Here is a 14,119-nt window from a genome sequence, read left to right as displayed (position 1 = left end):
TTAAAATATGTTTTCAGTTTTTTTAGTACTAATAACAATCGTTTGTTTTTTACTTATTGTGGTTATCATGGTTCAAAACCCTAAAGGTGGAGGATTATCATCAAGCCTTGGTGGTTCTCAAATGATGGGTGGTGTTCAGAAAACAAATGATTTCCTTGACAAAAGTACCTGGACATTGGCTACAGCCTTAATCGTATTGATTTTATTATCCAGCTTAAGCTTTACAGGAAGTATGGGTGACAATGGTTCTAAATTAATTGACAATAGTACACCAGCAGCAGCAGCTCCAGCAGCAGCAGCTCCGGCAAAACCTGCAGCTGATAAAGCAGCGGCTCCGGCAGCAGCAACAGAAACTCCAGCAGCGACTGACGCAGCAGCTCCGGCAGCTCCAACAGAAGAAGCTAAAAAATAAGATATAGCAATCGCTAGAAAAATGCCAGCCTGTCAGTGCTGGCATTTTTTTTTTACAAAAAACTGTCAGTTTTAGCAATTGGCATACTTTCTGAAAAGTAAATTGCATCTAAATAATAATAACATAAAATAACATAGCATTATGGCATTAAACATCAAACCCCTTTCAGATCGCGTTATCGTGGAACCTGCAGCTGCTGAAACGCAAACTGCTTCCGGTATTATCATCCCTGATACAGCTAAGGAAAAACCTCAGAAAGGTATTGTGGTAGCTGTAGGAAACGGTAAAAAAGACGAACCGCTAACTGTTAAGGTTGGTGACACTGTTTTATACGGAAAATATGCTGGAACCGATTTAAAATTCGACGGTAAAGATTACCTGATCATGAGAGAAGATGATATCTTGGCGATCATCTAATAGGTACCCTAAACGAAATAATAAATTAAAATAAAGACATAAAATGGCAAAAGATATAAAATTTGATATTGAAGCACGCGATGGTTTAAAACGCGGTGTGGACGCATTGGCAAACGCAGTAAAAGTAACCTTAGGTCCTAAAGGGCGTAATGTAATCATCAGCAAATCATTTGGTGGACCAACTGTAACAAAAGATGGGGTTTCTGTGGCGAAAGAAGTGGAATTAAAAGACACTTTGGAAAACATGGGAGCGCAAATGGTAAAAGAAGTGGCTTCAAAAACAAACGATTTAGCCGGTGACGGTACAACTACTGCAACGGTGTTAGCACAGGCTATCGTAAAAGAAGGTCTTAAAAACGTAGCGGCTGGTGCCAATCCAATGGATTTAAAAAGAGGTATCGACAAAGCGGTAGAAGCTATTGTGGCCGATCTTCAGAAACAAGCACAGGAAGTAGGTAGCTCAACAGATAAAATCAAACAGGTTGCCTCAATTTCTGCCAACAACGACGATGTAATTGGTGATTTAATCGCTACTGCTTTCGGAAAAGTTGGAAAAGAAGGTGTTATTACCGTTGAAGAAGCAAAAGGTACCGACACTTACGTGGATGTAGTAGAAGGAATGCAGTTCGACAGAGGGTATTTATCGCCTTACTTCGTGACCAATCCGGAGAAAATGGAAGTGGAATTAGAAAGACCTTATATCCTTTTATACGACAAAAAAGTATCGTCTTTAAAAGAGTTATTACCAATCCTAGAGCCAGTGGCACAATCGGGTAAACCATTGTTGATCATTGCTGAAGACGTAGACGGTGAAGCACTTTCTACTTTGGTGGTAAACAAACTAAGAGGAGCCTTAAAAATCGCTGCGGTTAAAGCACCGGGATTTGGCGACAGAAGAAAAGCGATGTTGGAAGATATTGCCATCCTGACAGGTGGAACCGTTATCGCTGAAGAAAGCGGATACAACCTTGAAAACGCAACGTTGGATATGTTGGGAACGTGTGAAAAAGTAACCATCGACAAAGACAATACAACTATTGTTAACGGTGCCGGTGAAGCGGATATGATTAAAAACCGTGTGAACCAGATTAAGGCTCAGATGGAAACGACTACATCCGACTATGACAAAGAAAAATTACAGGAGCGTCTTGCGAAACTGGCAGGTGGTGTAGCGGTATTATATGTTGGTGCTGCTTCTGAAGTGGAAATGAAAGAGAAAAAAGACCGTGTGGATGATGCCTTACATGCAACTCGCGCTGCAGTTGAAGAAGGAATTGTTGCCGGTGGTGGTGTTGCTTTATTACGTGCTAAAACGGTTTTAGCTAATATTAAAGCCGATAATGCCGACGAAGCAACCGGAGTTCAGATTGTTTCCCGTGCTGTTGAAGCGCCGTTACGTACTATTGTTGAAAACGCTGGATTGGAAGGTTCAGTTGTTGTAGCCAAAGTAGCCGAAGGTAAAGACAGTTTCGGATACAACGCTAAAACAGACGAATACGTAGACATGCTAAAAGCCGGAATTATCGATCCGAAAAAAGTAACCCGTGTAGCTCTTGAAAATGCTGCTTCGGTATCGGGTATGATCCTGACTACAGAGTGTGCCTTAATTGAAATTAAAGAGGAAAACGCTGCTGGCGCAATGCCAATGGGTGGCGGAATGCCGGGAATGATGTAAAATTTCTTAAAAATAGATCTTAAAAAACCGTCACAAATTGTGACGGTTTTTTTTGTATATTTATTTTCACAAAAATGAGAAAAAACCTACTATGACTAAATCATTACCTTACTTTATGATTTTTCTTGTCATGATGACATACTATGGCAGTCAGGCGCAAACGACAACGGGTACCGAACGCGAAAAAGAGATTACAACAAGCTACAGTAATTATTTTAAATCCGATCGGGAAAAAATTCACTTGCATCTCAACAAAACGGTATATCTGAATGAGGAAAGCATTTGGTTTAAAGGCTATTTTATCGAAGAGAAAAGCAAAATACCATCGACCAAAACAACCAATATCTATATAGATTTACTAGACGAACAAGGCCTAAAAATACAATCAGAATTGTACTATCTCAGCTATGGAACCTTCGAAGGCTATATCCGACCAGATAAAAAAATTAAATCCGGAAAGTATTATATCAGGGCGTATACTAACTTTATGAATAATTTTCAGGAAGATGAATCCACGGTATACCCCATTACGATCTTAAATCCCGTTGATGCAACTACTGTCAACACAAATACCGTTGCGAACCTGAAGGCGCTTACAGTACAATTCTTCCCTGAAGGCGGTGTCTTCTTAGAAAACAACTCAAACACGATTGCTATTAAAATAACGGATTGTAACGGAAATCCCATTGCCGTTAAAAACGGTTCTGTCATAAATGCCAAAGGAATTGTGGTAACCAGTTTTTCGACTAATGAAAAAGGTATCGGCCGATTTGACTTACTTCAAACTTACAACGCGCCTTACAAAGCGGTTTTTACCATCGGAAACAACACACAAACTTTTGCATTACCGACTTTTAAAACCTCGAATTTCACATTTAGTATCAATAATTATACATCGTCCGACAGAGCTTTCTTAACACTCAAAACCTCAAGTCCGTCCAATTCTGATGTAGCGCTTTCGCTTATAATCCAACAGGACGAAAAAGTGTCTCTGATTGAAAAATTGACGCTTAAAAAAGGTACAACGGAAGATACATTCACCATCGATAACCAACATTTTTACAACGGAATCAATACTTTGGTACTGATTGATGCCAACAATAAAAAGTTAGCCGAGCGTCTTATTTTTAAACCGTATGATCTGGTCAAAAAAGCAACAATATCCCTGTCGGAAACCCGAAATGACACGCTCTATTTTAAAGGCAAGTCCACTATTCCTTTTGGCAGTCTAAGCATATCTGTGTTACCCGAAAAAACAGCCGCTATCGGAAATGCACGATCCTTATACGACAACTTTGTATTTTCGTCCTATCTGGACAACCCTATGATAGCCAATACGTCCTATTATCTTTCCGATTTTTCAAAAGGAAAACACTACGAACTGGATACGTATCTGATCACACAAAAACCAAAATACGATTTTGAAACGATATCAAAGTCTCCCATTCCGACCGAAACCTATAAATCTGAAGTTGGAGTCACCATTAAAGGAACAATCAATAAAAAAATCACCAATAAAGGTGACTACTACGTACAAATGGGTTCTTTTTATAATAGTGTCCGAAAAAAATCGGATATCAACGATAAAAACGAATTTATTTTTAACAATGCTATCTTGTACGATTCGGCTTCCGTATCCTTAACCTTATATAACAAAAATGGGATGACCGAAAATCTCCCTATGTCAATTCAGGTTCTCGACGGACAAAGCCCGTTTTTAAAACCGCTTCCAAAACCAGATTTTCTATGCCATACCGATGCTGTTACGGAAACCAAAACACTTGCAATACCTCAAATCCAAAATAAAAAAGCAATTCAGCTGGATAATGTGACTATTAAGAAAAAAGCAAAAACACCACCTCCTTTAAAAAATATAGGCCGGTATAACAATTCCATGGCGAGAGGTTACAAAATCAGTAGTGGTGATTTTGCTTCGTATCGCGAAATCCTTTCATTTATCGGTGCCAACGGCTTTGATGTGATCTATCAAAACGGTTCTGTTTATATTAACAATCGAATTACCCGATCCCTGAGAGGTAATCCTTCCCCTGCCATTTTTGTAGATGATGTACCTTTACAACCGGATTTAACAATGCTTATTGGAATGTCATTGGATATGGTCGACGAAATCTATATCAGTAAAAGTGGCTATGGAATGGGCATGGAAGGAGGAAGCGGTTTTATCCGTATTTATACCAAACGCTATATGGGAACAGACAAAGCGGCATCAAAAGCCCAATCCTACGTTGTAAAAAGAGCCGCTCAGGATCCGAAAGATTTTAAAAATCCGTATTATCAGGATTATGATGAAGGATTTATCAACTACGGAACGATTAACTGGATTCCGGATGTCCGAACGGATCAAAATGGAGATTTCCTTTTTTCTATTCCGAATTACAACCAGAAAAGCATTAAAGTAAAGATTGAAGGTATTGGTTCTGACGGAGAACTTATTTCCGAAGAAAAAACAATCCAGTTATAAAATAAAAACCGAAGCTTGCACTTCGGTTTTTTTATAGTCTTAATTAAAGAACACCTGATATTGCGCAATGATCGCACCTTTTCGATCCAGGTAATCACCGTTTGTATGGTAAACCGGTCGACTTTGATAAGCAACGGTAAATTTGGACGTATGTCCGGACAATAACCAGTTGACCCCTACATCGTAAAACTGCATCGCGCGATTGAGTCGTTCATAATTCGCATGTTGTAATGAAGCATACGGCATTAAAGTCGTTTTTCCGATCAAATTGTCTTTTAGCTTGTATCCGATTTGACCATACAAAATGGTTCCGGTGCCATACATCGGGAAACCATTACCGCTTCCGTTTAAAATAGTCGGGTCTTTGGTACCATTTGCAGGATTCATCACCGCGGCATTACGGGTGTAGTTTTTCCCAAAATCGTAATGTGTGATACTACCATAAGCACTAATCGCTTCCCCTCTACTGCCTATCGGAGCATCATAATATACGTCTGCCGCCAAATGCACCATATTTTCACGAATCGTATCATTGGTTGTTCCCAGTCGCCAGATAGCGTCTTTTTGATAGATAAATCCGGCGCCGACATTCAACACTTTTTTCTTTCCTAAATAGGTTCCGGTCATATAAGGCGTCTGATTGGATTCCTGGTCTTTAAACTGATACTGGAAATAACCGTTCCATTGCATATTGGGCGGTTCGGAAGAAAAAGTGGCATTGGTCGTAACAGTTGGGTTATAGTTAGCCGATTTTTGAATGTTCATCGGTTTGGCCATTGCAATACGGTAATCCAATTTCCCGAGTTTTCCTTTGGCAAATACCGATAGCTTTCGCAAAAACTGATCGGTTACATCATTGGTACTTTGTTGGTACAAGGGTGCATCTACGCCAAGAATCGTTCCTGCCGAAGGCGATGCAAAACGCGCCAGTCCACTCCAACCCGATAATCCCATACCCAAAGACAGCTTTTCTTTGTCTATCGCATAGTCACCCATCGCATCGTGTACAAAAAAGCCCACTTTCCGATCGGACATATTGTTAAAGTTGTTTTCGCCGAATTGGGTATAAATAAAAACACGATCCGTTAACTGACCGTACATTTGTACTCTATAGCGGCGGATTCCGATATCGGTACCGTTATCCTGCGCTACTCCATTGATTGTCGATCCGGGATTAAAATCCTGATGGCGTAACCAGGCCTGAGTAAGGAATGTAAATTTTACATAATTGGAACCGTCTTCGTTCAGGTTGAGTTTCCTGTCTTTAAAAAAGTCCTGAGCCTGCAAATGTTGTGGCATACAAAACCCTAGCAGCAGCAATCCTGTCGCTAAAATGTTAGTTGTTTTCATAAATGTAGTAAAGTGAGTTTTCAGGCGATAGGCAGTCGGTTTCGAAAATCCCTCTCCATAACATTGCTCCTCTAAAATGGATTTTTATCACTCCCGACCTATTGTCACAAATATACCTTTTTCGAGTCAAAATGCCATGGAAAACGCAGTCGGAATGGCTACATTCCCGGTATTTTTATGTTTTTTATAACAAAATCCCGATTCTTTCGAATCGGGATTTTAATTTTTCATTCCTGCAGTAGGATAACGGTATCTCGTTTAGATTATAGAAGAAGTACCTGTTTTATTTTATTCTAGCTGCATAATTTGATCTGAGGTTTACCCAGTTTCGCCATTGCCGATTGTACCCGAATCCTGTCTTCTTTTGACAGAAAAACAGGAATCAATTCTTTTATATCGATCCGCAACAATTGATTTATCAGTACCAAATCTTTTAAGGTAAACGGTTTTATTCCGTTCATTAATTCCGACATATGTGTTTTGCTTTTATGCCCTAATAGATGTCCTAGATCTTGTTGTGTCAGATTCCGGATTTTTAATTCTTTTCGGATTTGTTGTTTTCTTTTTTCCATAAAAATCCGTTCCTGTTCCGCTACGTTTTCCCAAAAGGCACTTTCTGCCAGTTTTTCATCCGTTAATTGTCCTATATCCGACCACTCTTTGCGTTCGTATGCTTCAATTAAATTTCTTAGTTTTTTTCTAAGGTTTTTAAAATAAAGGTTATCTTTTGCCAGTAGTCGGAGTTTTCGGTCGGCAATTAACGCGCGTTCCAATTCCAGTTCATCAGTGATTTCCCCTTTCTTGATAAATTCTTCTATTGTAAAATCGGTATTTATCATTCGATATAATTTTTAGCACGCAACCATTTTTCAATAGTGGCTTTATTGTTTTTAAAAGTCCTTTCATATTCCTGATGTGATCCGGCCCAAACAATGGTCGCCTCTCCTTCATCATCCAGTTCTATCAGAATTAGTGTTCTATGGATATGAATATTAAAAAATAAAAACCTTCACTATGTACACAATCTGCATCTTTTCTACTATTCGTTATAGTCGCAACTTTAAAATCGAATGCTTCTAAATCTGTTAGTAATTGATCAATTGCATTACCCAGTTTTTTATTTCCGATATTCTTCCATTTTAATTTTAAAATTATTTTCCGTCCTATTATCCTCATTTCAAAAGTACAAAAAGTTCTGAAAATATCCGAACTTTAAAAATCATTTAACACTCCGTCCATCTTAAAAACAAAACACAATGTATTCATTTTCAACAGCTCATCGCAACACAATTCCCTTCTTGTCCTTTACAATGATGATTTAGTCACAGTATCGTTATTTCGATTCATTCATAAAAAAATCCCGACTCTTTCGAATCGGGATTTTAATTTTATCGTTCATATTGACAACAGCTGTGCAACTTGCCATAATCATCGGCGCTGGCTTTTACCTCTCCGGCATCATGTCCGGCTTTGGCTATCGATTCCTGAATCTGTAACGGCGTCGCCTTTTCTTCGTTCATGATCACATGTAACGACTGACTATCGGCCGTCCATATCGCCGATTTAACGCCCGGAACCGCATAAGCAGCTTTTTCGATACGCTTTTTACACATCTCGCAATTCCCTTTTACAGCAATATCGTGTTTTCCATTTTTGTTTTTCTTTTCCTGTGCCTGTGCCGCAAATCCTACCAACGACAGTAAAAGCACTACTATTATTTTTTTCATGGTTTCTAATTTTAGTTATTTAATTTTAAATCGCAATCCGGCATAATACATCTGTCCGAATACCGGTGCATAGATAATCGAACTATCAAATGACGGACCAAATGGGTTTTCCGCTCCTAAAATAGCTTTTTTCTGTTTATAATTTCCAATGTTTTCACCTCCTACATATACTTCGAACGTACTGGAAAAGGTTCGGGTAATCTGGGCATTCATTACCGAAAATGACGGTGAATAATCCGGCAAACGGTCGCGTAATAATGCGTTGTCGGCTGTATTGGGTAAACGTTGTTCTCCCATCCAGTTATAGGTAAAGTCAAATTTCCATTGTTGTCCTTTTTCTTTGATATGTGTTTCGTAGGCCAGATTCGCGAAAACACGGTGTTTGGCTTGCAATGGACGCTCTTTGGCTCCGCTTAAATAATCCGTCTGGATGTCATAATATTTATAGGCCGTACGCAGGTTCAGGTGCTTGAAAAATTCGTAGTTAAACTCCAATTGCAAGCTGTTCGCATACGACTTCCCGTCTAAATTATAAAACAATACCTGTTGCGGACTCGCATATAAATCGACTACCGCCTGATTTTCGAAATCGGTACGATAAAAGTCGACGCTTACCTCAGCTGTTTTCCCAAAAAGACTAAAGCCCTGCATAAAGCTCACCCCATAATTCCAGGCGATTTCCGGATCCAATCCGTAAATTTTTCCACCTGTATTCAGAATGTTAAACGCTCTTGAAGTAGCAAACAGTTGTTGGTTTTCGGCAAAGATATTCGCACTTCTTTTTCCTCTTCCCGCCGACGCTCTGAAAACCGCTTTTTCCCACGGATTGTATCGCAGGTGCAAACGCGGTGTAAAGAAAGCCCCTAATCGGTTGTGAACATCATAACGCGCTCCGGCAACCAAACTAAAGTTATCCGTATTGTCGTAGGTATATTCAAAAAAAGCTCCGATAGAGTTATCACGACGACTCACATCCATGCCTGATCCTACAAATACGTATTCGTTATAATCATCGGAAGTAAAATTTAATCCGGTCGAAAATTTATTCAGTGTATTGCTGATAATCGAGTTAAAAATCAGATTGGAATAAAAGCTGTTTTGCTGAATATTATACTGATTAAACCCAAAATAAGACTCCTGTTTGTGGTAATTAAAAGAGTTCTGGAATCCGATACTCTGGTACGGCATATCCGGAAATACATATCCGATTTTTGTGGAAAGGTCTACTTTATCGGTATTGATTTCGGAACCCCAATAGTTGTTGGTAAATTTATCCCGATCCGGATCAAAATCTACTTGTCCGGTTTGTTTTTCATCACGCATATAGCGAAGATTGATAAAGCTTACCCAGCCTTTTTCGGCATCACTATATTGCCAACGATTGAGCACGTTGATTTGTTTTCCCAAAGGATTGTCCAGAAAACCATCGTTATTCATATCGTTTTTAGCGACACGCGCATTTCCATGCAGGAAAAGACTACTACTCCATTTGTCGGATATTTTTTTATTAAAATGGGTATTTAACTCATAACGACTGTCGGTCGATCCATAGGCATTCAGGAAAAACGGAATATCATTCGCAGGTTTGATCAATTCGGTATTGATCTGACCGGAGATACTCTCATAGCCATTTACCACGCTTCCGGCTCCTTTGGTTACCTGAATACTTTCGACCCAGGTTCCCGGTGTAAAAGACAAACCATACGCTTGTGACGCACCGCGTACAGAAGGAATGTTTTCTTCGGCAATCAGAATATACGGACTGGTTAATCCCAGCATTTTGATCTGCTTGCTTCCGGAAATCGCATCCGAAAAGTTCACATCAATCGACGGATTGGTTTCAAAACTTTCGGAAAGGTTACAACAAGCCGCCTTAAGCAATTCTTTACTGCTCATCGTAACGACATTAGCCGTTTTAACATACGATTTCTGCAGACTGTTTCGCTTGGTTTGTACAACAACCTCGCCCAGTGTTTTTGAGGGTTTAATATTTATTTTAACCGCTTTCGGTTCGTGAATTTCAAGTGTTTGTGTCTCATAACCCACATAACTAATCACCAATAGATGATTGTCTTTGGAATACGGAAGACTAAAAGCACCGTTTTCGTCGGTGGTTACTCCAATTGTGGTATCCTTCCAGGTAACGGAAGCTCCAATTACAGGCAGATTGTGTTCATCGGTAATCGTACCTGTTACATTTTCTTGCGCTGTTACAAAATTGACAAACAGCAGCAGAAAAAACATAAAGTTCTTGTGCATAATTTAATTTTTAATGTTTGAATGTAAGGTATGCGCAACGTGCGCAGGATTTCAAAGCATTAAAAATCAGGCGTAAAAAATATACTGGCAGTAGAGTTTAAAGAGTGGTGGCGCGTTACTATCGCAGTAAAAAGACGGAATATCGCTTTTTACCACTACTTCCTCCACTTCGCTATCGACAACCGGTTTCCAGTTATCGGCAATGGTAAAAGCACCCAAGTCAAGCTGGAAGCTTTTTACAATAATATTATCGGTAGTACTTTTCTTTAAGTCGACTTTACTATTGGAACAACAGCTGTCTTTTTTTTCGGTGGCGGCACAACAGGAACTGTCCGAATCGGATGTTTCCATACACGGCATTTCCGATTTGTAGGCCAATGAAACCGAGGCGATTTCACCACCGCAATAATGCACATTAAAAGCGAGTCCGACATTGGAGACCAATATCAGCATTGCTATAAGTATACTAATGTGCTTTTTAATTTTCATTGCCACAAAAATAGTACTTTTTTTGTAGTACTGTGTTAATGACTTTATAATTCGATACTTTGTTCCAGTTCCGGAATGATACATTCATAACCGTATTTCGCTTCGATGGTCGCTTTTAATTCGGTAAAACTGTCGGCTTCGCCATGTACCAGAAATATGTTTTTCGGTTTATTTTCCAGTTCCGACAGCCAGTTTACCAAATCGTCCTGATCGCCATGTGCCGATAAGCCTTCAATCTCGACAACCTTTGCTTCCACCGGATAATAACGTCCGTAAATTTTTATTTCCTTTTCGCCTTCCAGTAATTTTCGACCACGGGTTCCTTCGGCCTGATAACCTACGATAACAACGGTCGTTTCCGGTCGGACGATATAGCGTTCCAGATAACTTAAAACACGTCCTCCGGTGATCATTCCGCTGGCGGCTATTACTACCTTCGGACGATCGTCGTAGATCGCTTCGATTGTTTCTTCATAATTGGTGATCATCGTAAACATTTCACACATTCCGGTACATTCCTCCCATTTCAGTTTGTGCCATTTTTCATTGTCGGTAAAAATATCCAGGACTTTAATCCCCATTGGCGTATCAATAATATACGGCATATCGGGTATTCGCCCTTCTTTTTTAAGTTGCCAGATCAGATACATGATACTTTGCGCCCTTTCGACCGCAAAACTTGGAATCACCACATTACCACCATTTTCGTAGGTTTCGTTAATACAGGCTTCCAATTCGGCTTTCGGATCGTTGTCCGGATGCTTTTTGTTTCCGTAGGTACTTTCCAGAAAAATATAATCGGCTTGTTTCGGATGTACCGGCGGATACAACAATACATCATTGTCGCGTCCGATATCGCCCGAAAACACGAGTTTTTTTCCATCAATCTCCAATGTAATGGAACAAGCACCCAGAATATGACCCGCATAAAAATAGGTCGCCGTTACGCCCGCTTCCAATTCAAAAGGCGTATCGATGGCTATGACTTTAAAATGCGGTAGTACTTTATCGGCTTGTTCGACCGTGTAGAGCGGCTCGGCCGGGTCGTGCTTTGAATAGTGTTCTTTATTGGCTTTTTCGGCTTCCTCTTCCTGAATCTTGGCACTATCCTGCAAAATCAGATTACTGATCGACTTGGTAGGCCCGGTACAAAAGATTTTTCCATCAAATCCTTCGTTAACCAATCGCGGCAGCCATCCACAATGATCCAAATGACCGTGCGTGAGCAATACATAATCGATGGTTGAAGGTAATACGGATAGTGGATTCCAGTTAAAACTCCGCAATAATTTTCCACCCTGAAACAAACCGCAATCAACCAAAATGCGAGTACCATTATCACTTTCGATAAGTGTTTTGGAACCGGTTACCGTACCGGCGGCACCTAAAAACTGAACTTTCATACGCTAATCGTTAAAAATTTTACTTTGATTTCCGATGTGTTCACATAATGCCGAAGCTTCCCGGATTATGTTTTTAATGCGGTTCGGATGTACATTTATATCTTCCAGCAACTGACTGTTATCCGATATATCGGATGCCAGCAAAGCTCCGGTGATCAATAATTTTTCCTTTTCGCTTTGCGTCAGGGTTGTCAGACAGGTAATCGGGAAAAGGCCACTTTCCTCTATTTTAAATTTCAGACTTTCTTTTTCGGGATAATCCCAGCTAACCATCTTTAAATCGGAACACCGTCCAAATTGCAAGGCTTCGGTTGTAAAACGGTTATTGGTAATCACCCAGCATCGGGTAATGGTATCACTCTGACTAAAAATAGAATGGGTCTTACTTTTCAAATCGTTAAACCGGGACAAAATATACATCGGCACTTTTACATCCGATTTAATATCATTCCGGCTATGAAATTTACATTCGACCATGCCAATCCGTTGGTCTTTTTTAATCAGCACATCCACCTCATGTGTCACACATTTCCCGTTTAAAACCAGATTGGTTTTGGCAGCATATCCTTCATTTTGAAACAATAACGCCACATATTTTTCAAAGAAAAAACCGGCCGGCCCTAACGCCTGAACCGCCGCTTTAAGATTATAACGGGCCGCGTGTACTTTTGATGTCTTTTTTAATAGCTGAAAAGCCTGGCGGTTTATTTTCCGGGTAGGCATCCCATCGTAAAGCTGATTGACAATTATATTGAGAATCTCTTCTATTTTTTCCGGACTGGCTCCGGACATTTGTAGGGAACGTTTCAGTTTTTCACTGTCGAATTTCACGATATCGCCCGACTGTTTAACAACTTTCATCCTTTAAATAGATTTTTCATTTCTTTAAAGGTACAAAAAATATTACGATTTTTTCTTTTGATAGTAAAATGCCGGTAGGAATAATAGCAGGAACAACGGCTGAATCAAGAACCGACGAATGTAAAACAACGTCATATAATCCGGTTTCTCCGAACTTCTTAGCATTATGATAAAAACCATTAATAGTACTATATAAAAGAAGACATACAATATCCCGGAAAGTTGGAGCAGTGATTTTTCTCTAAAAACAATATAAATAATAAATAAGGATATCCCGGTATTGAGCCAATACCGCAATGACAGACTAACTACCAATCGCCCGGTTTCGTAAGTTGGTAAAACCGCATTCTGGAAAGTCCCTCTAAAAAACTCCAGAAACGGATCGTAGAAAAGTTCGTTTTCAAAAGCCCGGATAACGACCAACAATACAACCGCTAACAGAATCCCTAAAATGGTTTGTTTATTTTTCCACACGTTTTGTAGCATATCCGGAGAATTTCTGAACCCAAAGTACCCATAATATAAAAACAACACCGTAGATAAACAACGGAAAAACCACTCCGTGCAGTAAATGCTCCTGCTCCGGATAACGATCTATAGCTATCGTTAATAAAACAATCCTTAAAACATTAAGGACATGAATCAGAGCAATTCCGATAACAATATATAGGAAGGTCTTTTTCCAACCCGATGAAAAAGCAAAGATAAAAGCCGCGAACAGAATCATAATACTCACCGCATTACATCCTTCGATGATTCGCACTATCGGTTTGTCGCGCAACAGGACTACTACCGATGCATCCTTAGTACTCGGCGCGGTTGTTACCGGTTCTCCAAGAAAGCCTATTGTTTTTTCGACCTGAAAAGCCACTGAAGTCGTAACGCCATCGGTTTGAAACTTCTCGGCATCATACTGACCGAGGTACAACTTATACACCACTGTAAGTATAATATAGAGCAACAGAAATTTCATCAGAAAGATAAAAAATGGCTTATACTGGAGGAATAGATTTTTCAAACCGCTTTATTTTTAACAAAAATATA

At 39.7% G+C, this 14,119-nt stretch carries 13 protein-coding genes; 4 read left to right on the top strand and 9 right to left on the bottom strand.

From position 1 onward, the window contains the following. Positions 1 to 7: 7 nt before the first annotated feature. The 4 genes from secG (at position 8) to Q1R07_RS04580 (ending at position 4,986) form a co-directional block, all read left to right on the top strand. Complete coding sequence (gene secG, locus Q1R07_RS04595) at positions 8 to 412, top strand: preprotein translocase subunit SecG (RefSeq protein ID WP_300486445.1); 405 nt, start codon at positions 8 to 10, stop codon at positions 410 to 412. A gap of 141 nt (positions 413 to 553) precedes the next feature. Next, on the top strand, positions 554 to 829 hold the full coding sequence (locus Q1R07_RS04590; protein WP_300486444.1) for a co-chaperone GroES: 276 nt from the start codon (positions 554 to 556) through the stop codon (positions 827 to 829). A 43-nt stretch (positions 830 to 872) separates the two neighbouring features. Beyond that, positions 873 to 2,504, top strand: coding sequence for a chaperonin GroEL (gene groL, locus Q1R07_RS04585; RefSeq protein WP_136402231.1), 1,632 nt, complete (start codon positions 873 to 875; stop codon positions 2,502 to 2,504). Between the two features lie 91 nt (positions 2,505 to 2,595). After that, positions 2,596 to 4,986 carry a hypothetical protein gene (locus tag Q1R07_RS04580; protein ID WP_300486441.1) on the top strand — a complete coding sequence of 797 codons (2,391 nt, stop codon included), beginning with the start codon at positions 2,596 to 2,598 and terminating at the stop codon, positions 4,984 to 4,986. Between the two features lie 39 nt (positions 4,987 to 5,025). Here the strand turns inward: Q1R07_RS04580 and Q1R07_RS04575 are convergent, their stop codons facing one another. The 9 genes from Q1R07_RS04575 to xrtF form a co-directional block, all read right to left on the bottom strand. Then, the gene (locus Q1R07_RS04575) at positions 5,026 to 6,336 is read right to left on the bottom strand and encodes a hypothetical protein (protein ID WP_300486439.1); all 1,311 of its coding nucleotides are present in this window, start codon (positions 6,334 to 6,336) and stop codon (positions 5,026 to 5,028) included. 293 nt (positions 6,337 to 6,629) lie between these two features. Beyond that, complete coding sequence (locus tag Q1R07_RS04570; protein WP_300486437.1) at positions 6,630 to 7,175, bottom strand: helix-turn-helix transcriptional regulator; 546 nt, start codon at positions 7,173 to 7,175, stop codon at positions 6,630 to 6,632. Positions 7,176 to 7,724: 549 nt separating this feature from the next. Next, entirely contained in the window at positions 7,725 to 8,063 is a 339-nt protein-coding gene (locus Q1R07_RS04565; protein ID WP_300486435.1) for a cation transporter, read from the bottom strand. A 15-nt stretch (positions 8,064 to 8,078) separates the two neighbouring features. Beyond that, positions 8,079 to 10,322 carry a TonB-dependent receptor gene (locus Q1R07_RS04560; protein WP_300486433.1) on the bottom strand — a complete coding sequence of 748 codons (2,244 nt, stop codon included), beginning with the start codon at positions 10,320 to 10,322 and terminating at the stop codon, positions 8,079 to 8,081. Positions 10,323 to 10,388: 66 nt separating this feature from the next. Continuing rightward, a complete protein-coding gene (locus tag Q1R07_RS04555; RefSeq protein WP_300486431.1) occupies positions 10,389 to 10,811 on the bottom strand; it encodes a hypothetical protein in 423 nt (140 codons plus the stop codon). A gap of 44 nt (positions 10,812 to 10,855) precedes the next feature. Then, positions 10,856 to 12,214: an MBL fold metallo-hydrolase gene (locus Q1R07_RS04550; protein WP_300486429.1), complete on the bottom strand. Its 1,359-nt coding sequence runs from the start codon at positions 12,212 to 12,214 to the stop codon at positions 10,856 to 10,858. A gap of 3 nt (positions 12,215 to 12,217) precedes the next feature. Beyond that, positions 12,218 to 13,075, bottom strand: a complete 858-nt coding sequence (locus Q1R07_RS04545) for an ATP cone domain-containing protein (protein ID WP_300486427.1) — start codon at positions 13,073 to 13,075, stop codon at positions 12,218 to 12,220. A 42-nt stretch (positions 13,076 to 13,117) separates the two neighbouring features. Further along, a complete protein-coding gene (locus Q1R07_RS04540) occupies positions 13,118 to 13,561 on the bottom strand; it encodes an exosortase F system-associated protein (RefSeq protein ID WP_300486425.1) in 444 nt (147 codons plus the stop codon). After that, entirely contained in the window at positions 13,536 to 14,093 is a 558-nt protein-coding gene (gene xrtF / locus Q1R07_RS04535; RefSeq protein ID WP_300486423.1) for an exosortase family protein XrtF, read from the bottom strand. The genes Q1R07_RS04540 and xrtF overlap by 26 nt, the downstream gene beginning before the upstream one ends. Positions 14,094 to 14,119: the final 26 nt, after the last annotated feature.

The sequence above is a fragment of the Flavobacterium sp. genome (assembly GCF_030146175.1).
Taxonomy (GTDB): domain Bacteria; phylum Bacteroidota; class Bacteroidia; order Flavobacteriales; family Flavobacteriaceae; genus Flavobacterium.
This window is presented reverse-complemented; position numbering and strand designations above follow the sequence as displayed.

Coding starts and splice junctions, on each gene's coding strand:
- secG (WP_300486445.1), top strand. CDS start 8: ATGTTTTCAGTTTTTTTAGTACTAATAACAATCGTTTGTTTTTTACTT.
- Q1R07_RS04590 (WP_300486444.1), top strand. CDS start 554: ATGGCATTAAACATCAAACCCCTTTCAGATCGCGTTATCGTGGAACCT.
- groL (WP_136402231.1), top strand. CDS start 873: ATGGCAAAAGATATAAAATTTGATATTGAAGCACGCGATGGTTTAAAA.
- Q1R07_RS04580 (WP_300486441.1), top strand. CDS start 2,596: ATGACTAAATCATTACCTTACTTTATGATTTTTCTTGTCATGATGACA.
- Q1R07_RS04575 (WP_300486439.1), bottom strand. CDS start 6,336: ATGAAAACAACTAACATTTTAGCGACAGGATTGCTGCTGCTAGGGTTT.
- Q1R07_RS04570 (WP_300486437.1), bottom strand. CDS start 7,175: ATGATAAATACCGATTTTACAATAGAAGAATTTATCAAGAAAGGGGAA.
- Q1R07_RS04565 (WP_300486435.1), bottom strand. CDS start 8,063: ATGAAAAAAATAATAGTAGTGCTTTTACTGTCGTTGGTAGGATTTGCG.
- Q1R07_RS04560 (WP_300486433.1), bottom strand. CDS start 10,322: ATGCACAAGAACTTTATGTTTTTTCTGCTGCTGTTTGTCAATTTTGTA.
- Q1R07_RS04555 (WP_300486431.1), bottom strand. CDS start 10,811: ATGAAAATTAAAAAGCACATTAGTATACTTATAGCAATGCTGATATTG.
- Q1R07_RS04550 (WP_300486429.1), bottom strand. CDS start 12,214: ATGAAAGTTCAGTTTTTAGGTGCCGCCGGTACGGTAACCGGTTCCAAA.
- Q1R07_RS04545 (WP_300486427.1), bottom strand. CDS start 13,075: ATGAAAGTTGTTAAACAGTCGGGCGATATCGTGAAATTCGACAGTGAA.
- Q1R07_RS04540 (WP_300486425.1), bottom strand. CDS start 13,561: ATGCTACAAAACGTGTGGAAAAATAAACAAACCATTTTAGGGATTCTG.